Origin of the sequence: Pseudomonas sp. MG-9 (assembly GCF_018729515.1) — a bacterium.
GTDB lineage: Bacteria > Pseudomonadota > Gammaproteobacteria > Pseudomonadales > Pseudomonadaceae > Aquipseudomonas > Aquipseudomonas serboccidentalis.
In genome coordinates, this window is the sequence record NZ_JAHHZH010000006.1 from 440,659 (window position 1) to 462,922 (window position 22,264).

The window sequence follows — 22,264 nt, forward strand, 5'->3', positions numbered from 1 at the left end:
ACGCCCTGTTTGATCATCGAGACGGATCTTTATGTATATCGGCAAAGCCGCCCAGCTGTCGGGCACCACAGTCAAAAGCATTCGCCATTACGAGGAAATCGGCCTGCTGCCGCAGCCCAAGCGCGAAGGCAAATACCGGATCTACAGTCAGGAAAGCGTCGAAGTGCTGACGTTCATCAAGTGCGCCCAGCAATTGGGTTTCAAGCTCAAGGAGCTGCAGGTCATCCTCAACAACTACCGCGGCGACGAATTCCCCTGGGACATGGCCCAGCATGCCATCGCCCAGAAAAAAGCCGAGCTGGTGGCCCAGATCGGCGATTTGCAGCAGTTGTACGATGGTCTTGAAGCGTTTGAAACCAATCTTCACGAAGCGCGACAGGAATGCCAGTTCGAGCGCATCGCCCGGCAAGGGGAAAAAACCCCGGGCGCTACGCTGAACTGAAAACCCTGTTGCGACGCCTGACCCGGTTCGCCTGTCGTATCAGGGCAGGCGGACCCGGCTTATCGGCACTCAGCCCGGCACTGCCTCGCCGACCTCTGGTTGCGCTTGAGCAGGTCGGGCAACCGGCGCAATCGCCGCAAAGAACCACGGCGACACCAGCGTCACCAGGACAATGGTCATGACGCCGCTGGAGAACAGTGCCATCGCCACCAGCGCCCCCAGGTCGACAATCGGCTTGAAGTCGGAAAACAGCAGCGCCATGAAGCCCACGGAAAAGATCACCACGTTGATCACCGTCGAGCGGCCGACGCTGTGCATGGCCTGCAGGATCGCCGCATCGATTTCGATGCCCTGCTGCACCAGCAGCTTGATGCGCGACAGCAGGTGCACCGCGTAATCGACCACGCCCACCACCAGGAACGTCACCAGCGTCGTGCCGATGTTCAGTTCGATATTGAACAGGAACATGAAGCCGTAGACCGTTACCGACGTGGTCAGCAGGGTCAACATGCCGAGGATGCCGAGCCGCACCGACTTGAGCCAGTACATCATCATCAGCGTGACGACCAGCAGCGCCAGGGAAAAGCTCAATACCTGGCCCTGGGTGATTTCCTGCAGTACGCCGGTCCAGATCAACGGGGTGCCGGCGTGGGTCACTTCCAGGTTGGCCGGTTTGTTCACCAGCAGCCAGGCGTCGAGGCGATCGAGCATGCCTTGATAGTCACTGGCGACCGACGAGGTCATGGTGTACAGGGTCAAGGCCTTGGAGAAGTCGGCGTTGAGCACGTTGTTCAGGTCCGAGCCGCCACCGTTTTCGAACAGCATCACGTGCTGCTCGATCAGTGAATTGCCCGGTACTTCAAAACGTTCGACCTGCCCGTCGTCATTGACGGATGTCACCTTTTCCATGGCGTTGGGAACGCGCAGGTAGTCAGGGTTCATGTCGTTGAGCACCAGGTTCATGCGCTTGACGTAGGTGGCCAGCGAGTAGCCGTAACTCACGTGCGGCTGCTGCTTGATGAAGTGGTCGAGCTTGTCGATGAACTGCACCACTTCGGTGGTCAGCACCCCGCGCGGTTCCTTGCTGTCGATCGCGATCCAGCCCGGCGCCGTGCCCGCGACCTTCGCGTGGTTGATGAATTGATCGGATACGCGAATGTGGCTCTCAGGCTTGAAGTAGGCGATGCCCGAGTCTTCGATATCGACGCGGAAGGTGAACACCGTGGCCAGCGCCAGCAAGGGCAGCATGAGCATGAGAATCGGCTTGCGAAAGCGGATCATCCAGGCGCAAAACGCCACCAGATAACGCGAGATGATCGATTCCTTGTGGGCCTCGACCTTGGCCTGCGGCGCCTGATCCTTGCCCCAGATGGAAATCCACGCCGGAATCAGCAGCAGTGAAATGATCAGTGCCGCCGTCAGGCCGATGGACATGAACACGCCGAAGTTGCGGATGCTGACGATGTTGTTGGTGGTGGAAATCATGAACGTGGCGATGGTCGTCACCGTCGTCAACACCACCGGCACCACCATCAGGCGCTGGGTTTCGCGATTGGCCTCACGGTTGCTCTTGCCGGCGTTTTTCTGCTCGTAATATTCGGCCATCACATGGATGGCGTCCGAGCAGCAGATGGTGAACAGAAACACCGGCAGCACGCTGGTCAGCAGATCGAACGGCACCCGCAACAGCGCCATCAGCCCCAACGTCCAGATGGTGCAGAACAGGATATTGAACAGCGGCAACAGCACGCCCAGCGGCTTGCGGAAGAAGAACATCAGCAGCAGGGTGATCAGCAGAAACACGATCGGAAACAGCACCGCCAGGTCATGGTCGATGATTTCCTGCTGGGCGGCGATGAAGATCGGCATGCCGGCAATGAAAATATCGTCCTTGTACTCGGGATGCTCGGCCTGGTACTGCGCGACGATGCCACGCACGATCTGATAAGCACGCAGTTGCGCCTGGGCGTCGTCCTGCTTGGTGCCGAGCTCGGCCACCAGCATCGCGACTTTCTTGTCCTTGGATACCACCCCGTCGACCATCAGCTCGTTGCCCATGATCTGCGACTCGACCACGGCCGGGTCCATGTCGTAGGCATTGAGGGTCTTGTGGATCAACAACTCGCCGTCGTCGGTCAGGACGATATTTTCCAGATCCCCCATCGAGGCCATTTCGCGGATCGGGTTGATCCGCTCGGCGAGGAAGGTCAGGAACAGCTGATCATGGGCATCCCAGTTCTGGCTCTGCGCATGGTCACGCAAGGCCTTGGCCTGGGCGTAATCGTTCTGGGAAAAGCCGTCCTCGAGGATGTCCCGGGTCAACAACTGCGCGCGGCTGTCGTTCGGGTACCTGGCGACGATTTGCGCCAGCTGCTCCTTGTCGGCATCGTTGGCCAGAATCATCTTGCGCACCGACTGCGACATCGAAAACAGCGCGTTGAGCGTCTGTTTGTTGAACACCGTCTGCGGATTGTTCAGCGCCACCATCACCGAGTCGAACGTACCGGTGAATTCACCCTGCAAATCGATGATGGTCTTGCGCGCCGGATGGCTTTCCTTGAGCAGATAAGGGTTGGTGTCCGAAACCAGCGCGCCCAGCGTATAGGTGAAATACGCGGTAATCGCCACCAGCAGGAAAACAATCGCCCGCGCATAGCGCTCGACGAAATTCAGATATCTTTCCATGATCATGTGTTCCAGGGTCGTCGGGAGCGGCGCTTAGCGGGCGGACACGGAAAATTCCGGCAGGTCACCGGTTTTCAGGCCGCGCTTGATCGCGGTCTGGGTAAACAGTCGGTCTTCCAGCGGGACGTTGTACTGCAGCTGGTTGAAGCGCATTTCCGAGCGGGTGCCGTCGATGAAGTGCTCGGTTTCACTGAGCACGATGCTGTCGATCGTGTCGATGGTCTCGACCTTCTGCGTACGCATCTGCTTGATCAGCACGCCTTTGACGTCGAAGAAGTCCTGACGCATGACCAGGAAATTCTGCTTGTCGATCCACACCTTGAGTTTGTTGTAGCCGGTCTTGGCCAGCACTTCGGGGGATGCCGGTTCGCGCTCGATCACGTAGCAGTCGCGGCCCTTGATCTGCTCCTCGCCAACGAGTTTCTGCGAGTAATCCTTGACCCGGATCTTGTCCAGGTCGGCATAGGAATACTCGCTGCCCATGAACGAACCGCGCTTGTCGGTGGTGGAGATGCGGCGCGTCTGGCGGCTGACCGGCAGGTACATCCACTGGCTGTCTTCCAGGCCCAGAGTCTCGTGGGGGTTTTCGATGTGGAACGCGACATCGCGCACGTCGGTGGGCGCGGAGAAATACATGCTGAATTTGTCGCTGTCCGGGTAGTCCTTCTGCAGGTAGGTGAACTCACGAACACGGGTATTGCCCTTCTTGTCGTGGAGAATCAGCGAGACCTGGGACATAAAGCTTTTACCGTCATTGCGTTCGCGCACCTGACGAATGATTTCATCGGCATTGCTGCCATCGGCAGCGCTGGCGCAGACGCCACTGAGGATCAACGCGGTGGCGGTCAGACTTTTCAAAAGCGGCAACATTGGAATTCCCTTTTCGTCGGATAAGTACATTTATTGGCGCCTGCGCCACCGGCGGCAGGCAGGTGTCACGGGTTAAAACAGATAGCCGGCGGACAGCCGCACTTGATCGCGCTTGCTGTACGCGCCGAAGGTCCTGTCGGGCTTGCCGAAGAACACGTCCACTTCCAGCCCGAGCTTGATGTAGTCCACCGGTTTGTAGGTGAAGATGCCCTGCAACAACGCGTTGTCCTTGAGCGGCGGCGAGGCGGCCGCCACCAGTCGGCTCTTGAGCCGGTCTTGTAAATGGGTGCCCTCGGCCGACAGGGTGAACAGCGGCTCGCGCTTGTCCTGCAACATCCCGTCCTGCCAGTCGAGCAACACCTGCTCCTGCCATTGCGCGGAGATCAGCCAGTCACGCCACAGGTAGTCGACCCCCAGCAGTGATTTGACCATTGAGGTGCTGTCGGCCCCGTAGGCGCGGGTCGGATTGGTCACGCGCCAGTTATCGAACCAGGCGACTTCGCTGCGCACCACGATGCTGTGCCCGGCATCGATCGCCAGCCCCGCACCGCCCATGGTGTAACGCGGGAACTGCCGTTCGAGGCGCGTGCGGCCGTCATCGGCCAGGCCTTCGACGGCGTACACCGGGTCCTGCTGGCGCGCGCTCAGCGCCACGAAACTGGTGTCCACCGCACCGATCCGGCCATTGGCGCTCAGGCCGTAGGAATAACCCTTGTCGCCGTCATAACCGGGTTTGGAATCAAGCAGGAAATACTCGGCATCCGGTGCCGCAAACAACGGCGCGGCGAATTCGCTACCCGCCACTGGCGGCCGGTTCTTGACGAAGTCAGTGATCCACAGCGCCTCCAGCTCCCACTCGCCCACGGGCTGCGCCACGCGCACCATCGGCACGGCGATGCGGCTGTCTTCGAGCAGCGGGGTCAGACCGTCGCGGTAGTCCAGCGGGTTGATCTGATCGAGCACGCGCAATTCATCCGCGCGCCCCCAGACCACCTGTTGCCAGCCGACCGTCACTTCACCGTCGCCCAGCGAATGGCCGACATACAGATGCCGCCAATCGGCGTCGAAGCGATACTTTTCCCGGGCCCGTTCGCTGTACGGATTGTTGCCGTCGTAGCGCGCGTCATAACGCACACGGCCCTTGGCCTTGTAATAGCCGCCGTCCCAGTTGTCCTCCAGATTGGCTTTGAAATACATGGCCTTCTGCGTGACCTGATCGTCACCGTGCAGGCGCAGGGCCGTGGCCACGCCGATTTCGGCGTCGGCGTAATCGGGCTTGAGGTCGTCGACTTCCAGGGCCGCGAAGGCCGCCGGAGCGGCCACGCATGCCCACACCGTCCACGCGATGCGGTTGATAGATCCTGGCATCGCTACATTCCCAACCCGACGCCGCCATCGATCACCAGGCTCTGGGCCGTGACCCCTCCCGCTTCAGGACTGGCCAGATAACGCACCATCGCGGCCACTTCTTCGCTCTGGATGAAGCGGCGCATCGGCAGTTTTCTCTTCGCGTTGCGCACGATCTGTTCCTGGGTCAGCCCGGCAATCGCCGCTTGCGTCGCCAGTTCGCCCTGCAGCATCGGCGTATCGATCCACGCTGGCAGAATCGCGTTGACCGTGATCTGCCGCGACGCCAGGTCCAGCGCCAGGGCCTTGGTCATGCCGACGATGCCGTGCTTGGACGCGCAGTACGCGGTATTGCGCACCTTGCCGGCACGGCCGAGGATCGAGGACATGTTGATGATCCGCCCGCGATCCGGCATCAGCGCCAGGCACAACGAGGTGACGTAGAACGTACCGTTGAGGTTGACCGAAATCACCTTGTGCCAGTTATGCAGATCCTCAGGCTCGTTTTCGTTGCAGATACCGGCGCTGTTGACCAGCACGTCGACCTGCCGGACCTGGGTGCCGAGTTGCTTGAAAAACGCTTCCATGGCCGGCAGGTCGGCGATGTTCGCCGCATGGGTCTCGACCCGCGCCTTGATCCGCTCCTGCTGCTCATCCACCCAGGTCTGCAGTTGCGGCAAGTCGAGGTCCAGCAGGATCAGGTGATTGTCGCCATTGGCCGCGAAGTCCTCGGCGACGGCACGGCCGATGCCCTTGGCCGCACCGGTAATCAGAATGGTGCGGCTCATGGCATTTTCAACCCGCCGTTCACCGGCAGGACCTCCCCGGTCAGGTACAGGCCACGGTCGGCGAGGTACAACACCGCTTCGGCAATCTCCTGCGGTTCGGCATAACGCTTGATCAGCAGCCGCGACTGGATTTGCTCCTCCTGGCTACCGATCAGCGCGGTGCTCATCTCGGTCTTGACGATCCCCGGTGCCACCGCATTGACCCGGATGTTGCGCGGCGCCAGCTCGACCGCCAGCGCGCGGGTCATGGCCTCGACACCACCCTTGGCCGCAGCGTAGTTGCTCTGGCCCTTGCCGGGCTTTTGCGCCGCCACCGAACTGATATTGACGATGCAGCCACTGCGCTGGCGCAACATGCCCGGCAGCACTTGCTGACAGCAGAGCAAGGTGCCGACCAGGTTGGTCTGGATCACGTCCACAATGTCACGGGCGGGCATCGTCGCCAGCAAGCCGTCACGGGTAATGCCGGCGTTGTTGACCAGCAGATCGACACGCTGGAAATGCGCCTCGACCCGCCCGAAGAACGACTGGATGCTGTCGCCGCTGCTGATATCGCATTGCAGCGCCAGACAATCCACACCCGATGCCTGCACCTCATCCCGCAAGGCCATCGCGGCCACTTCATCGCGCACATAACTGAACGCGATGTGATAACCGGCTCCTGCCAGCGCCAGGACAATGGCCCGGCCGATGCCACGGCTGCCGCCGGTCACTACTGCTACTTTGTTCGGCATGACCGTTCCTTACAGCGAGTTGTCGGTTTTGAACTGGGCGAGGCTGAAGCCATGGGTCGCGGCCAGCGCACGGATCTGCTGCACTTGCTCGCGGCTGATGTCGCCGAAGGAGTAGTGCTGTTTCATACCGGACAAGCCCATCAACACCGACTCCGCCATGCAGGCATACAACTGCCCTTGTTTGAGGTAGGCGCGCACGTTGTTGGCCAGACCGTCACCCATCGGCGTCTGGACAATCCCGCCATGCATGTACAGCACGTCGGAACGCTGGCTCGCGAGGTTCTGGTCGACGTTCAGCGGTACCGCGATGTCGCAGATCACGCTGTTCTCGGCAAAGTGCTCGGCACCGAGAAACGCCTGCGGAGCATTCGCCGCGCAGAGCACGATGCGCGCCTGCTTCAGAACACTCAGGTCGTTGCTGACGGTAATGAAGGCGTTGCTCCCCAGTTGCTCGTCGACCAGTTGCGCCACGCGCTGACCGAGATCGGCGCTGTTGCCATGGGCCTGCAACAGGGCATCGATACCCCGCAGTTGCTGCAAGCGAGTGGCCAGTCGATCGTGCTCGACGAGGCCCTTGAGAATCGCGCGGGCGGCTTCGGCGTAGATCTGATGCGCAGTTTTCTCCAGGCGCCGCAGCGAACCGTCGCGACCACTGCCGATCAGGATCAGGTGTTCAACGCTGGTGGACAGCAGCGAGGCGTAGGTCGAGGCAATGTTGCCGGCGGCGCCGACCACAGCTGCAGTCTGTTGGCCCAGTTCAAGCCCTTGTTGCCGGCAACCCTGCTCGATCGCCTCTAGGCCCATGCCGATGGTCAGCGCGTTGCCCGAGGTCAGCGCCATGTCAGGAATTTTCAGGGCCTGGCAGTTGTTGGTGACGATCGAGGTGTACATGCCCAGCCCGGCGACGCTGTAGCCATCGGCGCGAGCATCCTTGATGCGATTGCCGACTTCCTCGCGGATGGTGTCCAGATCGCCGCTGGCGATGTAGGCCGCCATCGCATCGGAATCCATGCACAGCGGATACAAGGTGAACTCCACGGCGGTGCCCAGTTTCGAGCGAATCTGCACCGGGCCGATCGGCGCGGCGCGGCGTTCCGGGGCCATGCGTTTGATGAACTCGCGCTTCTGCTCGGCAGTGAGGCTCGACAGCGAAGGGTCGACGTCGCTGAGCATGTCCGCATCGATCAGGTGGTTGATGAACGCCACGCGGGCTACCACGCGGACGTTCTCGTCAGGCTTAGGGAGGCTTTCGGTCTCCGTGAAGCTGAGGTCGCGCGCTGACACCTGGGCGATGCTGTCGGCACACACCCCGGCGGCCAGCGGGAATGCATCGCGACGACGCAGCATGTCGCAGACTTTCTGCAGCGAAGCAATCAGGCCATCGATTTCCTGGAAGGTGATGCACACCGGAGGCTCCAGGCGAATCACATTGGCGTTGCTGCCAGATGGCGCGACGCGCAGCGACTCGAACTGTAACAGGTAGCCGGCGATGATGTAGCCCAGCGCATCGTTGTACTGCGCCGACGCCTGAACCAGTGAGCGGGTGCCGGTCAGATCGTGCAGTTCGAAACCCAGCAGCAGGCCGCGCCCACGCACATCGGCGATCACGTCCGGATAAGCCGCCTTGAGCTCCAGCAGCGACGCCTTGAGGTATTCGCCCTTTTTGTTCACGTCCTTGAGCATGGCGCTGTCGTTCTCGAACAGCCGGCGCAGGGCCGCCAGCGCGATATGGCAGGACGCATCGTCTTCCGCGAAGGTCGAGCTGTGGATGTAGCTGAAATCGTTTTCGTAATGACTGGCGCGAATCACCGTGGCCGCGATTTTCATCAGGCCGCCGCCCAGCGCTTTGGACAGGCAGTAGTAGTCACCCTGCAGATTGAAATGGCTGGCGCCAAGCAAGGTGCCGGTGCGACCGAAACCCGACTGCACTTCGTCGATGACCAACGGGCATTGCTGCTCGTTGCACAGGCGACGCAGGCCCAGGTAGAACTCTTTGGCAAACTCGTTGATCCCGCCTTCGCCCTGAATCGGCTCCAGCAGCACTGCGGTAATTGCGCTGAACGCTTCACGGCGCACGCGCAGGGTTTCACCGCTCCATTCCAGGCTCAGCCAGTGGTGCTGGTGACGGGCTGGCAGGTCTTGAAGCTGCTGGGGTTGATGCGGATCGATGAACTCGACATTCAGCCCGAACCGGGCAAACGGCTTGCGGTATTGCTTGCCGTAAGTCAGTTGCACGGTGTTCACCAGTTTGCCGTGGAAGCTGCCGCGTACGGCGAGGAACACCGGCTCGACATGCAACTGCGCGAGGTTGTGCTGACGCACCGCCTCGGCCACTTGGCGTACGGTCACGCAGGACAGGTTCGGCGGCAGCAGGCCGGCCGGCAGGTCGAGATCATCGACGTCCAGCTCGACATACGCCTTGTCACTGGCCACCAGATTGGCCAGTTCGAAATCGCGCTCGTCGAACTGCTTCTGCAGGTTTTTCTGACGACGGTATTCGGCATGCTTGACGGCGATTTCCACCGACTCGGCGCCGCTGTTGGAGAACGTGGAAATGTAGCGCTCGGTGTTATTCAACTCACGGTTGAACGCTTCACTGAGCTCGCGCCCCAACTGCCCTGCTGCCCCCCGCACCGACATTTGCGCGTTGAACGGCACGTCTGCGCGCAACAGCCCACAGAGTTGATCGACGAACTGCGGATCGTTGTGACCGTACAGCGCCGCACCGTAGCCACCGAGAAAGTCGGTGACGGTCACTTCGTCACCCTGCTTGTCGCGGTAAAACAGTTTGCTGCCCAGCGCTCGATGAAACTGGCACTCCAGGCCCAGGGCCTGCATCAGTTCAACGAATTTCGGCCGAACGTAATCGCGGTAATCCATGACAGTCATATCCCTTGAGTAAAAAATCAGAAGCGATGTAATGCCTTCAAACGGTCAGTCGGCCGCCTGGAAGTCGAGTTGGTAACAAGCACTGAAGCCGTTGTCGTCGCGATTGATCACCAGGCAATCGTGCAGGACGGCGTCCCGTGGCGCGCCCAGCACAAACGGCAGGTGCGCATCCACCGGCTGCGCCAGCCCGGCGATTGGTGGAATGCTTTGCGCCTGCAATGTTTGCCGGGCCAGGATCAGATCGACCAGGCTTGGCGCACCGCTGAGGATGCCGGTCAGTGCGGTGCTGCTGGTGATGTGCGCGGCGCCGGTGCGGGTCAGCGCGCGGGCCAGATCGGCGTCCTTGTGCGGATCGCCGGTGGCACTGCTGATCAGCAGATCCGCTTGTTGGTCCGGGAGGCTCAGCGAGTCCAGACGCGGATGCGCGAACAGCGCCGACAGGCAGGTCTGCGGCCCTGGCGGCAGGTCGTCGGCACGGCGCAGCACCAGCGCTGCGGCGCCTTCGCCAGCAATTGCGCCCGTGCCCTGGCGATCGAATGCGCGCATCTGCTGTGAGCCATCGGTGCTGATCACACCCGCTTCAGCCAGTGCAGCCAACGCCAGCGGATCGAGTTCACTGCCGGCCCCGACCACGATCGCCACATCGATTCGCCCGCTCTGCAGTGCGCTGTGCGCCTGCCGCAATGCCGCCAGATTGCCGGCCACACCTTGCATATAGGCGTTGCACTCACACTCCAGTTTCAACGCCAGGCTGACCACCCCGAGCAAACCGTTACTCAGACTTTTGAGCACCAGAAACGGGTCGAGCGCACGTTCCTGCAGCACCCGCTGGGCGAGGCGACGCATGTCGGCGCCGCTGTCGGTCTGGCACTCATGAAGCAGTTCGCCGTAAGACGCCACGGACGGATGGGTATACCCGCCCTGACAGCAATAGAGGCCATAGCGCAAGCCGTCCTGACCCGGTTCAACAGCGGCTTCGGCCAGCGCTTGGCGCGCCGCGCTCACACCCCAGATCACCGCCGGCGGACAATAACGCTGCAGGTTTTGCGCAACGTCCTGACGACTGCGCTGGTGCGTGGCGTCATCGATTTGTCCGAACGCGGCGATGCGTTCACTGCGAAACAGCGGCGATTGCAGGGGCGCAATCGCGCTGCGACCTTCGCGGGCCGCCGACCAGAAACGCTCGATGCCCCAACCGCTGGGCAACACACAACCGCTGCCAGCGATGGCAATACGCGCAGTGGCGTTAGTCATTGTCCGTGCTCCCGATATTTGCCAAGGGCCAGCGAGGTATTCAGGCCACCGAAGCCAAAGGAGTTGCTGAGGGCGTAATCCACACGTCGGCTGACAGACTGGCCGGCGCAATAATCCAGATCGCAGCGCTCATCGGCCGCATGCAGGTTGACAGTCGGTGTGACCAGATCATTCAGGCAGGCCAGCGCCGTGACGATGCACTCCGGTGCCCCGGCGGCCGCGATCAGATGACCGAACTGCGATTTATTGGCACTGACCGCCAGCGCCTGGTAGTGCTTGTGCTGAGCGAATACCTGCTTGATGGCCAGGGTCTCCGCCACATCATTGAGCGGCGTCGAGGTGCCGTGGGCATTGATCAGGTCGATCTGCTGCGGCTGCAGGCCGGCATCGTCCAGCGCCGCTTGCATCGCCAGCGCGGCGCCTCGGCCTTCAGGCTGCGGCGCGGTGACCTTGTAGGCATCCAGGCTGCTGCCGAAACCGAGCACTTCGGCATACGGTGTCGCGCCGCGCGCCAGAGCATGCTCAAGGCTTTCCAGTACAACGAAACCACCGCCCTCGCCGGCAATCAGGCCACTGCGGTCGCGATCGAACGGGCGGCACAGGTCGGCGCCCCAGCGTTGTTCGCCCGAAGCGGCGCCCAGCAGATACAGCGCAGCCATGGTGTCGAGGTTGAGCACCGAGTCGGCGCCACCGGCCACGGCCACCTGCACTTCGCCGCGACGAATCATCTGGAACGCGTTGCCGATCGCCTGCGAGGCGCCGGCACAGGCACTGCTGATATTGATGACTGGCCCTTCACAACCGAGGTCGTCGGCAATCACTCGCGCCAGCCGGTCGTTGCCCTGGCACAGGGAGCCTTCGGCGTTGACATGCGCAGCGCGCGTCATCAGGTGCTGCCAGCCCGGTGCACCGCCGTCAGGCGCCTGGGTCAGGAGCATGTCGGCGAGCATGTGTTGCGGTGCCCCGGAGGCGCACAGCACGGCGGCATCGCGCAGTTGCTCGGGGGCCAGGCCGCTGTCGGTAACGGCCTGGGTGGCGGCTACCCAGCCAAAGCGACTGCGTTTTTCCAGGGGCAGCGTCCAGGCTGGATGCTGTTGCAGGTGCCCGGGCAACAGCGCCATGTCCACGGGTGCCGCGTAGCGTACCGGGAACGCAGTGTCCTGCAGGTCTTGCGGCTGCCACGGGCGCACGCAATGTTCGGCGCCGAGCATTTTTTCCCAGAGGGTCTGCCATTCGAAACCGAATCCGGTTACCGCGCCCATTCCGGTGATCACAATCCGTGTCGCACTCATGCGTACTTCTCCAGGGTTTCACTGGCCAACAGCAATGCGCCCCAGTGACCGGCGCGACCATGACTGACGAGCAGCGTGTAACCAGGCACCGCACCCGCGGCGCGACTGTGGTGCAAGCTCAGCGCGACCTCGGTCAGCAAGCCGCTGGCCCCCAGTTCGCCGGTCATCGCGCGGACACTGCGCAGGCTGTGCGGCGTTGATTCAAACAGGCTCATCAGGTGCCGGTCGGCGGGATTGCCCACCACATTCACAACATCACCCACACGCAGTTTTTCCTGGCTCAGCGCCTGGTCGATCACGCGTTGACCGACGGCCAGTGCGCGTTGCGGATCCGCGCTGTAGCCCCGGGCAAACCCGGCGACGCGCAAAACCTGCGCAGCGTCCTGCGCTGCTGTCGAACTGAGCAACAGCGCCGCCGCGCCCTCGCCGTAGACCGGCTCGTCCGCCAGAACGGGTTCACGCAGGTACAGGGCCGGCGTCAGGTTCGGACTGCTGCTGACCACCAGTGCCGCATCGGCATGTTGTTCAGCGATCTGCTGACAGGCCTCGATCAGCGCATCAAGCCCGGCGTTGTCCTGAGAGCAGAAGCCGCCCATCGGTCCGTGGCAGTTCAATGCTTCGGCCACGTATGCCATCACGCTGCTGTTGAGCAGCGTCAGCGCATGCAGGGGCGGGGTGTTGGCCAACAACTGCGCGAGCTGTTTGTGCGGCTGTTCGAGGATCGCCTGCACCGCATCCCAGCAAGGGCTGGGTGCGTCCACTTCCGGAATCGCCGCGGTCAGGGCAATGCGTGCGGCGGGCAGTTGCAGTGCTGCCAGCGCAGGCGCCAGCCGTGCCGCGCAGTGCAGCAGGCGCAAGCCCTGCGGTTCGACGCTGCGCTGGATCTTGCGATCGAACAGATCGCTGGCCAGACGCGGCGTGGCCAGCGCAAAGGCGTTGCGTTGCGGGTCGAATGCCAGCGGTGGCGGCGACGGTGGCGTGCCAAGCAGGTCGGCACATTCACTACCGGCCGCATTCAGCACGGCAGCGGCATTGATGTAGATGGCTCTGTTCATGTCATGCCCTCCCCAGAACCAGCGAGCTGTTGACGCCGCCGAAACCGAAGGAGTTGGACATCACCACATTGACCGACTGACGCGATGGCTCGCTGAGGAACTTCAGCGACGGGTATTCGGCGCGCTCCGGGTCATAGTTCAAGGTCGGCAACAGCACGCCATCGCGCAAGGTCATCAGCGACATCACCGCTTCGATCGCACCGCTGCCTGCCAGCGAATGGCCAATGGCCGACTTGTTGGCGGTGAAGGTCATGAAGTCCTGGCATTCACCAAACAACCGTTGCAGGGCCAACGCCTCGCAACTGTCATTGGCTTGGGTGGAGGTTCCGTGGGTATTCACGTGTTGCACGGCACTGCGCAGCAGCCCGGCATCTTCGATTGCAGCGTCCATGCATTCCTCGTACTTGCTGCCATCCCGGCTACTGGAGGTCATCTTCTGCGCTTCGCAGACATTGGCGTAACCCAGCACGCGTCCCAATGGCCTGGCCTTGCGTCGCTGGGCATGCTCGGCGGATTCGAGAATCACCAGGGCCGCTCCCTCGCTCAATACAAAGCCACTGCGATCCGGCATGAACGGGCGACTCTGCTCGCCTGCCGGCAGGTCGGCCTGGCACAACGCGCCAAGGCTGTTGAACATGTAATAAGGCAACTCGTTGGCCATCAGTTCCACCGCACCGCAGATCGCCAGATCCACCTCACCGCGCTCGATCGCCCGGTAAGCGCTACCGATGGCCATGGTGCCGGCGGCGCAGGCATCGGAATGGGTCGAGATGCAATCGCGGATACCGAGCCAGTCCGCCAGGTGTTGCGTCTGCTGGTCGACCCGGCGCGAGAAGGCCCTGCCCGACGGCGCCGGAGCGTCCAGAAGACGATCCAGATCGACGCGCCCCTCGTCGTCCATGCAACGACTGACGCGCTGTAGATCGTGACTGTCGGCACAGTACTTATTGGCCCCCAGGAACAGACCGCTGCGGCTGTGGGCAAAGTCGGCCGGCGTCAGGCCGGCGTGCTGCAACGCCTGGCGCGCGACGTACTCGGCCAGCACGCTTTGCCGGGGATGCAGCGCCGCATTGCCGCCGAAACCGGCGGCGATCTGCTGCCACTGCGCCTCATCGATAAACCCGGCCGCACTGTTGCGAAACCCCAACGCCTGGAACCGGGGATGTTCGCGGACACAGGACTGCTTCCGGCAGATGCGTTCGAACAACGTGGCGGCGTCCAGCGCCATGGGCGCGACCAGGCCGAACCCGCTCACATAGACTTCTCGTGCCCGCATGAGAGCTCCTACACCGTCTCTTTGACGTGAGTGGCGACAAACTGCTCGACCAGTTGACGGGACACTTCGTCACCATCGGCCGGCACCAGTCGTGCGCTGCATGCACCGCAGACCACTTGCTGACGCTCGTTGAGCACCGCTTGATGAGCGCTGCAGTCAGGGCAGCTCGAGGGCAGGTAATTGAACAGGTTGCGGCACTGCTGCGCCCAGTTGAGCACCGTGGTGGCGGCGAACACCTGCGCCGGTTGCATGCCGGCCTTGAGCTGGTCGGGCGCATAGCCGCTCAGGCTTTGCTCCAGCAGGGCCTTGCCGTTTTCAGTAATGCGGCCATTGGCGAGAAACTCGCTGGCATCGCCACACACAGCGACGGCGTGGTCCAGCACGCTGGTCTTGGGCAGGGTGCAGCCATATTGGCGACCCAACTGGAAGCTCAGGTCGACGATATCCAGCGAATCCGCCCCCAGGTCTTCGACGATACTGCTGTGTTGATCAATTTCATCAGCACTCATCACCAACAACTGCGCCAGAATCGCACGAGTGCTGGTAACGACTTGTTCCAAGTCCAGTGGATTGTTCATTTTTATCTCCCTATAAGTCGTGACTGAGTCATATTTTCCGTATACGAGAAGTAACTTTTCCCACAGCAACTTCTCACGCGGCGGAAATCTAAACTCTGCCCTTAAGGGGAGAGTCAACGAACTATTTAAAGTTTTTCGATCATTTGAGACGAGCGTGCAAAACCCCGTAAATACTGCACTCGCTTGGTGCGATCTACCGGTCGGGAAGACATATTTACTTAACAAAGGCTGCGTATGGTGAGGCGTACCCCGTCGTGTCGGCGGTAACTATCCAGAGCAACTTAACGATGGCCACCTCGACTTATCAAACGCCAAGTTAATGCAAGTAATTTTGTTATAAGTTCATCACCCCTGCTCCAGATCAATACTGATCTTTAAATATGCTCCGGCGCAGTACGCTAACCATTTGGCGCAATCGGTCGCTGCGTTTATGAGCAACTGAATGTCGAGTACAGACAACCGGCAAAGTACGCGGCGCTATACGGTGCAGCTTCCGTTTGAAGGCCTGCCTGGAGCTCACCCATGACCGCACCCATCACCGTTTTGCGCGACACCCACCCGCTGCCGGTACTCGACGCCTGCAAATGGGAAAAACTCGAAGGCGACCCGCACACCGTCAACCTCAACGCGTACACCAGCGAAGACGGCAGCAAGATCATGGGCACGTGGATCTGCACGCCGGGCAAGTGGCGAGTCGACTATGTGAAGTGGGAGTACTGCCATTTTCAGGAAGGCTACTGCGTGATCACGCCGGACGGCATGGCGCCGATTCACTTGCGTGCAGGGGACATCTTCGTGGTTGAACCGGGGATGAAAGGTACTTGGGAAGTGGTCGAGACTGTGCGTAAGTATTTCGTCTTCGCCTGACAAGCAAAAGATCGCAGCCTTCGGCAGCGCCTACAGGGTGTACATCTACGCCACCTGTAGGAGCTGCCGAAGGCTGCGATCTTTTTTGCCTCCGATAAAAAAGCCGGGAAACCACCTGTGGCGAGGGAGCTTGCTCCCGCACGACTGCGCAGCAGTCGGAAATTCAGTAAATGCGGTTTCTCTGAGCAACCGCATTTACCGGGTTTGGGTCTGCTGCGCAGACCAGCGGGAGCAAGCTCCCCCGCCACAGAAACTCACCCCACTATTCGATGCCTGTTTACTGCGGCTTGCGGTAGCTGTTGATGATCGCCGAGAAATCCTTGCCGCCTTCGCCGCGCTGGCTCATCGCCTGATACAACTGCTGCGCCACGGCGCCGAGCACCACCGGTTGGTGCGCCTGACGCGCCGCTTCGGTGGCCAGCCCCAGATCCTTGAGCATCAGTTCGGCACCGAAACCGCCGGTATAACCACGCGAGGCCGGCGCCGTTTCGACGATGCCCGGCCATGGATTGTACATTTCCGAACTCCAGCAACGCCCGGTCGAGCTGTTGATGATCCCGGCCAGCACCGAGGTGTCGATCCCCAGCGCATCGCCCAGCGCCATGGCTTCGCTGACGCCGACCATCGAGATCGCCAGCAGCAGGTTGTTGCAGATCTTGGCGATCTGTCCGGTGCCGACTTCACCGCAATGCACGATGTTGCGGCCCATCTGCGCCAGCACTGGCTGCAGGGTGGCGAACAGCTCGGGGCTCGCGCCGACCATGAAAGTCAGCGTGCCCGCGGTCGCGCCACCGGTGCCACCGGAAACCGGTGCATCAGCCATCGCCACGCCCTGCTTGGCAGCCGCAGCGGCCACATCGCGGGCAGTCTGCGGATCGATGGTGCTGCAATCCACCGCCGGCACGCCTTTGCCGATGCCGGCCAGTACGCCGTCCTCACCAAGCCAGACGCTGCGCACATGCACCGCGGCCGGGAGCATGGTGATCACCAGTTCGGCGTCTTCGGCCGCTTCACGGGCCGAGGCGCGAATGGTGCCGCCCAGTTGCTCCAGCTCGGCCAGCACGGTTTTGTTCAGATCGACCAGATTCAGTGAATGGCCGGCCTTGATCAGGTTGCGCGCCATCGGCGCGCCCATGTTGCCCAGACCGATAAATGCGATTTTCATGGCCATTCCTCAGCGCAGGTTGATGGTGGTGTTCACGCCGTCGTTGACGCTGTCGTCGTCGAACCAGCGCGCCGTGACCGTTTTGGTCTGGGTGTAGAACTGCACCACTTGCTTGCCGTACGGGCCGAGGTCGCCGAGTTTCGAGCCACGGGAACCGGTGAAGCTGAAGAACGGCACCGGCACCGGAATCGGGATGTTGATACCGACCTGGCCGACGTCGATTTCGCTCTGGAATTTGCGCGCCGCCGCACCACTCTGGGTGAACAGACCCGTGCCGTTACCGAACGGGTTGGCGTTGACCAGCGCAATAGCCTGATCAAGGGTGTCGACCTCCAGCACCACCAGCACCGGGCCGAAGATTTCCTGGGTGTAGATCTGCATGTCAGTCGTCACGCCCGAGAACAGGGTCGGGCCGACGAAGTTGCCTTGCTCGTAGCCCGGCACCTTGATGTCGCGCCCATCGAGTTCCAGTTTGGCGCCTTCCTTGATGCCGCTTTCGATCAGGTCGAGAATCCGCGCCTTGGCTTTCTTCGAGATCACCGGGCCGACATCCGTGCCCGGCTCGCTGCCGGCGTTGACCTTGAGTTTCTGCGCCAGCGCTTTCAGATCCGGCAGCCATTGTTTCGCCGCACCGACCAGCACCACCACCGACGTGGCCATGCAACGTTGCCCCGCCGCACCGAAACCGGCGCCAACCAAGGCATTCAGTGCTTGCTCGCGATTGGCGTCCGGCAGCACCACGGCGTGGTTCTTCGCGCCCATCATCGATTGCACGCGTTTGCCGTGCTTGCCAGCCAGGTCATAGACGTGGGTGCCGACCGCAGTCGAACCGACGAACGATACGGCTTTGATGTCCTTGTGGGTGCACAGGCCATCCACCACATCCTTGCCGCCGTGCACCACGTTGAGCACGCCCGCCGGAACGCCGGCCTCGATCGCCAGCTCCACCAGCAACATGGTCGACAGCGGATCCTGTTCCGAAGGCTTCAAGACAAAGGTGTTGCCGCAGGCGATGGCCATCGGGAACATCCACAGCGGAATCATCGCCGGAAAATTGAACGGCGTGATGCCGGCGCACACGCCGATCGGCTGGCGCAGGGTGTAAGTATCGACGCCACCCGCCACGTTTTCGGCGAACTCGCCCATTTGCAGCGTGCCGATGGAACAGGCGTGTTCGACCACTTCCAGGCCACGGAAAATATCGCCCTCGGCGTCGGCAATGGTCTTGCCCTGCTCGGCGCTCAGCACCACGGCAATGCGTTTGGAGTGCTCGCGGATCAACGCCTGTAGCTTGAGCATGATGCGCATGCGCGCGCCGATCGGGGTCAGTTTCCAGGTCTGGAAGGCGCGGTGTGCGGCACTGATGGCGGCATCGACTTCAGCGGCGGTGGCAAACGGCACCTTCGCCAGCACTTGCTGGGTCGCCGGGTTGACGATGTCATGCCACTCGGTGGTCTGCGATTCGACCCACTCGCCGTCGATCAGCAGCTTGACCTTCTGGATCGTGGTTTCGTTGGGCGTAAGCGATGCGTTCATGCTGGTCTCCGAAACTTGTTTTTATCGTAGGAGCCAAGGCGAAAGGTTCGCCTTGAGATGAGGCGTGTGTCACGAATTGGTTGTCGGACTGTTTTTGGAGTATAGATGTGCAAACTTCTAATAAGAACGCACATATAAGCCCGTCCATCATGCAAAAAAACATCACCTCCCTGGGGTCGCTGAACTGGGACGACCTCAAGTTTTTCCTCGAAGTCGCCCGCACCCGCAAGGCCAGCACTGCGGCCAAACGGCTCGCCGTCGACTACACCACCGTGTCGCGGCGCATCAGTTCGCTGGAAGCGGCGTTGGGTACGCTGCTGTTCGAAAAATCGCGGACCAGCGGTTTTGTCCTGACCACCGAAGGCCAGCGCTTGCTGGGTTATGCCGAGTCGATTGAAAGCACGCTGCACATGGCTTGTGAGCAGGTCTCGGGGTCTGGCGTGGCCCTTTCCGGGCACGTGCGCATGGGCTGCACCGAAGGCTTCGGGAGTTTTTTCATTACCCCGCAGCTAAGCCATTTCGTCGACGCCTACCCGGCGATCTCGGTGGACATCCTGCCACTGCCGCACTTCATCAGCCTGTCCAAACGCGAAGCCGATATCGTCATCGCCCTGGAGCGTCCGGAACACGGCCCCTACGTGTGCTGCAAACTCTGCGACTACCGTTTGCAGCTCTACGCCACCCAGGACTACCTCGACAAACACCCACCGATCCGCCACCCGGCGGATTTGAGCAAGCATCAATTCATCAGCTATGTGGATGACCTGGCGTTCAGCTCGGAGCTTCTGTACCTGGCGAACGTGCTGCCCGGCGCCAACGCCAGTCTGCGCAGCACCAGCGTGATCGCGCAATTCGTCGCGGCGCAGCAAGGGCGTTCATTGGCGATTCTGCCGTGCTTCCTCGCCGCGCAGGATCCGCGCCTGCTGCCGGTATTGCCCGAGGAAGTCGACATCACCCGGCAGTTCTGGATGTACTGCCGGGAGGATCTGCGCAAGTTGAAGCGGATCACCCTGTTGTGGGATTACATCCGGGAGGTGACTGAGCGCAATCAGGGCCTGCTGATGGGGCAGACGCGGGAGATGCAGTTCGCCGATTAATCGGCGCTGACCACAATCGACACCCGGCGATTCTCGGTGCGTCCTGCGGGGGTGTTGTTGGACGCCACCGGTTCGCTGCTGCCAAGGCCGCGCAACTGGATGTTCTCTTCTTTCATGCCGATGGTGGTCAGCACCTTGGCCACACTCTTGGCACGGCGCAGCGACAGTTGCTGGTTGTAGATTTCTTTGCCCGACGCATCGGTGTGACCGTCGACCCTCACCCGCTCGATACCGACGCCGAGCAGCGCCTTGCCGATACGTTCGACGATCTCGGTGCTTTGGTTGTTCAGGCTTTCGATATCGCTGCCAAACAGCACTTTGCCTGACAGGCCAAACTCCCAGCCTTCGTCGGTCGGCTCGAAGCCCTGTTGTTTGAGTACGGCGATCTGCGCCGGGTTCAGGCCTTTTTGCGGTGCGGTCTGACAACCGGTCAGCGCCAGTACGGTGATCATCAGCAGGGCAGAAAACAATCGAGCGGGAAATGTGAACACGGGAATCAGCTCCTGGTTTGAAGATTGACGACCGAGCTCTCCGACCCGGCAGTGAATTGAGCGCCACGCGACAGGCGCTTGGCCTGATACATCGCCGCGTCGGCGGCGTTGAGCAAGGCGCCCGGTGTGACGCCATGATCGGGAAAAACCGCGATGCCGATACTGAGCGACGTCACCACACTGGTGTCGCCCGGCAGCGCAATGGGCATGTCCATGCTGGCGAGAATCTTGTCGGCAATACGCTCGGCGTCTTCGATCTTGTGCAGCGGCGCGAGCAACACGGCGAACTCATCACCGCCGAGGCGTGCCACCAGATCCTCCTCACGCAGTTGCGCGCGGATCCGATTGGCGACCGCCACCAGTACCGCATCGCCGGCGGCGTGACCGAAGTTATCGTTGATGCCTTTGAAGCGGTCGCTGTCGAGAAACAACACCGCGACACGCTCGTTGAGCTTGCCGGCATTACGCAGGGCGCGAATCAATCGCCCCTCGAAAAACGCTCGGTTCGGCAAGCCCGTGAGGCTGTCGTGGCTGGCCTGATGGGCGAGGGTTTCGTTCTCGCTTTGCAGGTGGGTTTGCCAGGATTCGAGTTCATCGAGCAGCGCATTGAAGTCGTTGCCAAGGTTATCCAGTTCGGCGATCTGCGCCGGCGGTACGCGTCGATCCAGCGCGCGCTCGCTGCGGGCGGCGTGGGCCACTGCCGCGAGGCTGCGAAGCGGGCCGGTAATGCCGTGCAGCTGTCGGCGCGCCAGATACAGCCCGACCCAGGCACTGATCGCGGCACAGAGGACGATCCCCGCCAGACCGCTTAACAAGAAACGCATCAGGCTGCCACCGTGGCCGACCAGCAGAATGTGGCCGACTTCACGGTCCTGATGCACGATCGACAGGCTGATCGGCTTTTCCAGAATGGTACGGGCGACCTGCATTTCCAGCTCGGAGAACAGGCCGTTCTCAGGTCGCTGCCAACGCGCCAGCAACTGCCCGTGTGCATCGAAAACCTGGGCGTCCGCCACTTCTTCGGTGGACGCGATCAGGGCCAGCGCTTCGGTCGCAGCGGCCTTGTCGTTGAACACCACCGCCGCTTCTACGGTGTAGCTGATCGAGCGCGCAATCAGCTGCAGGTTGTGATCGGCGTAAACCCGCAGCGCCAGAACGCCCAGCAGGGTCAGCGACACGCTGGCCATCGTCACAGCCACCAGCGCGACTATCAAATGTCCACGGCCGATGACCGAGCCCAGCGTCGGGCGGATCCTGGAACGGAACAGTTTCATGGTGCCGCCGGTTTGCGGCGCGACAACTGCAGTACGCTCGGGTGAATGCGTACACCGCTGCGGGCGACAGAGTCGAGGTTGACCTCGAAGGACACCTGATCATCGCCGACCCGCAGGCAGAACAGGCTACCGACCGTGCACTGGTCGCCACCTTCGCTGATGCTCAGCACCGGATGGCCGATCAACGACGCGAAGAGCCGACTGCGTTCATCCGCCGTGAGCTTGCCGATGTACACCGCGTCGCATTCGCTGACGATCGCCGGGTTGTCAGCCAGCAGCCGACGTACGGCGACCGGCCGCCCCGTCGCTTGCGTGGTGCCTTTGACCAGGTCATCGGTGTATTCGGTGGGGCCGACGATACACAGGTGCAACTGCGCAGGTTCGACCGGCCAGCGCGCGTAACTGAGGATGCCCAACACGACCTGCGTCACAGACTGGGCGCGTTGCTCGGCCATGCCCGCCACTGTTTGTGGCTGCGCACTAGCAACGCCCGTCAGCAAACAGAGCAGACCGACCAGCAATGCGTACGTGCAGCGAACCACGCGCTCTGTCGCCCAGACAGCCACCTTCATGCAGGGATACTCTTGGATCGTACCGAAATGATGCCGCAACGATAGCACAGCG

Annotated in this window: 19 protein-coding genes; 3 read left to right on the forward strand and 16 right to left on the reverse strand. The window is 61.7% G+C overall.

Annotated features, from left to right (window positions below; all coding sequences use genetic code 11):
- Nucleotides 1–31: 31 nt before the first annotated feature.
- Nucleotides 32–442, forward strand: coding sequence for a MerR family transcriptional regulator (locus KKQ10_RS18485; protein WP_215501914.1), 411 nt, complete (start codon nt 32–34; stop codon nt 440–442).
- A gap of 69 nt (nt 443–511) precedes the next feature.
- Here KKQ10_RS18485 and KKQ10_RS18490 read toward each other — a convergent pair whose 3' ends face one another.
- The 11 genes from KKQ10_RS18490 to KKQ10_RS18540 form a co-directional block, all read right to left on the reverse strand.
- Nucleotides 512–3,127 carry an efflux RND transporter permease subunit gene (locus KKQ10_RS18490; RefSeq protein ID WP_215501915.1) on the reverse strand — a complete coding sequence of 872 codons (2,616 nt, stop codon included), beginning with the start codon at nt 3,125–3,127 and terminating at the stop codon, nt 512–514.
- A gap of 33 nt (nt 3,128–3,160) precedes the next feature.
- Nucleotides 3,161–3,997, reverse strand: coding sequence for an outer membrane lipoprotein-sorting protein (locus tag KKQ10_RS18495; RefSeq protein WP_215501916.1), 837 nt, complete (start codon nt 3,995–3,997; stop codon nt 3,161–3,163).
- Between the two features lie 72 nt (nt 3,998–4,069).
- Entirely contained in the window at nt 4,070–5,365 is a 1,296-nt protein-coding gene (locus tag KKQ10_RS18500) for a DUF1302 family protein (protein ID WP_127650148.1), read from the reverse strand.
- 2 nt (nt 5,366–5,367) lie between these two features.
- Nucleotides 5,368–6,132: an SDR family NAD(P)-dependent oxidoreductase gene (locus KKQ10_RS18505; RefSeq protein ID WP_215501917.1), complete on the reverse strand. Its 765-nt coding sequence runs from the start codon at nt 6,130–6,132 to the stop codon at nt 5,368–5,370.
- Nucleotides 6,129–6,866, reverse strand: a complete 738-nt coding sequence (locus KKQ10_RS18510; protein ID WP_215501918.1) for a 3-oxoacyl-ACP reductase family protein — start codon at nt 6,864–6,866, stop codon at nt 6,129–6,131. The genes KKQ10_RS18505 and KKQ10_RS18510 overlap by 4 nt, the downstream gene beginning before the upstream one ends.
- 9 nt (nt 6,867–6,875) lie before the next feature.
- On the reverse strand, nt 6,876–9,746 hold the full coding sequence (locus KKQ10_RS18515; protein WP_215501919.1) for an aminotransferase class III-fold pyridoxal phosphate-dependent enzyme: 2,871 nt from the start codon (nt 9,744–9,746) through the stop codon (nt 6,876–6,878).
- A gap of 54 nt (nt 9,747–9,800) precedes the next feature.
- Nucleotides 9,801–11,009, reverse strand: coding sequence for a beta-ketoacyl synthase N-terminal-like domain-containing protein (locus tag KKQ10_RS18520; protein WP_215501920.1), 1,209 nt, complete (start codon nt 11,007–11,009; stop codon nt 9,801–9,803).
- Nucleotides 11,006–12,301 (reverse strand): beta-ketoacyl-[acyl-carrier-protein] synthase family protein, encoded by a 1,296-nt coding sequence (locus tag KKQ10_RS18525; protein ID WP_215501921.1) that lies wholly within the window; start codon nt 12,299–12,301, stop codon nt 11,006–11,008. Before KKQ10_RS18525 ends, KKQ10_RS18520 begins: the two co-directional genes overlap by 4 nt.
- A complete protein-coding gene (locus tag KKQ10_RS18530; protein WP_215501922.1) occupies nt 12,298–13,356 on the reverse strand; it encodes a beta-ketoacyl-[acyl-carrier-protein] synthase family protein in 1,059 nt (352 codons plus the stop codon). The genes KKQ10_RS18525 and KKQ10_RS18530 overlap by 4 nt, the downstream gene beginning before the upstream one ends.
- A gap of 1 nt (nt 13,357) precedes the next feature.
- On the reverse strand, nt 13,358–14,632 hold the full coding sequence (locus tag KKQ10_RS18535) for a beta-ketoacyl-[acyl-carrier-protein] synthase family protein (RefSeq protein WP_215501923.1): 1,275 nt from the start codon (nt 14,630–14,632) through the stop codon (nt 13,358–13,360).
- An 8-nt stretch (nt 14,633–14,640) separates the two neighbouring features.
- On the reverse strand, nt 14,641–15,210 hold the full coding sequence (locus tag KKQ10_RS18540) for an acyl carrier protein (RefSeq protein ID WP_215501924.1): 570 nt from the start codon (nt 15,208–15,210) through the stop codon (nt 14,641–14,643).
- 522 nt (nt 15,211–15,732) lie between these two features.
- Between KKQ10_RS18540 and KKQ10_RS18545 the strand changes: the two genes are divergently transcribed.
- Nucleotides 15,733–16,077 carry a cupin domain-containing protein gene (locus KKQ10_RS18545; protein WP_003177747.1) on the forward strand — a complete coding sequence of 115 codons (345 nt, stop codon included), beginning with the start codon at nt 15,733–15,735 and terminating at the stop codon, nt 16,075–16,077.
- 277 nt (nt 16,078–16,354) lie between these two features.
- Here the strand turns inward: KKQ10_RS18545 and mmsB are convergent, their stop codons facing one another.
- Complete coding sequence (gene mmsB / locus KKQ10_RS18550; protein WP_127650167.1) at nt 16,355–17,242, reverse strand: 3-hydroxyisobutyrate dehydrogenase; 888 nt, start codon at nt 17,240–17,242, stop codon at nt 16,355–16,357.
- Nucleotides 17,243–17,251: 9 nt separating this feature from the next.
- A complete protein-coding gene (locus KKQ10_RS18555) occupies nt 17,252–18,778 on the reverse strand; it encodes a CoA-acylating methylmalonate-semialdehyde dehydrogenase (RefSeq protein ID WP_127650169.1) in 1,527 nt (508 codons plus the stop codon).
- Nucleotides 18,779–18,927: 149 nt separating this feature from the next.
- Here KKQ10_RS18555 and KKQ10_RS18560 point away from each other — a divergent pair, with 149 nt between their 5' ends.
- The gene (locus tag KKQ10_RS18560) at nt 18,928–19,875 is read left to right on the forward strand and encodes a LysR family transcriptional regulator (RefSeq protein WP_215501925.1); all 948 of its coding nucleotides are present in this window, start codon (nt 18,928–18,930) and stop codon (nt 19,873–19,875) included.
- On the opposite strand, the gene yfiB is transcribed toward KKQ10_RS18560, so the two are convergent.
- The 3 genes from yfiB to yfiR are packed head-to-tail and all read right to left on the reverse strand — an operon-like array spanning nt 19,872 to nt 22,212.
- A complete protein-coding gene (yfiB, locus tag KKQ10_RS18565; protein ID WP_502941626.1) occupies nt 19,872–20,366 on the reverse strand; it encodes an outer membrane lipoprotein YfiB in 495 nt (164 codons plus the stop codon). The two genes, KKQ10_RS18560 and yfiB, sit on opposite strands and share 4 nt — an antisense overlap.
- A gap of 5 nt (nt 20,367–20,371) precedes the next feature.
- Nucleotides 20,372–21,640 carry a diguanylate cyclase DgcN/YfiN gene (dgcN, locus tag KKQ10_RS18570; RefSeq protein WP_127650175.1) on the reverse strand — a complete coding sequence of 423 codons (1,269 nt, stop codon included), beginning with the start codon at nt 21,638–21,640 and terminating at the stop codon, nt 20,372–20,374.
- Nucleotides 21,637–22,212: a regulatory sequestration protein YfiR gene (gene yfiR, locus KKQ10_RS18575; protein ID WP_127650177.1), complete on the reverse strand. Its 576-nt coding sequence runs from the start codon at nt 22,210–22,212 to the stop codon at nt 21,637–21,639. Before yfiR ends, dgcN begins: the two co-directional genes overlap by 4 nt.
- Nucleotides 22,213–22,264: the final 52 nt, after the last annotated feature.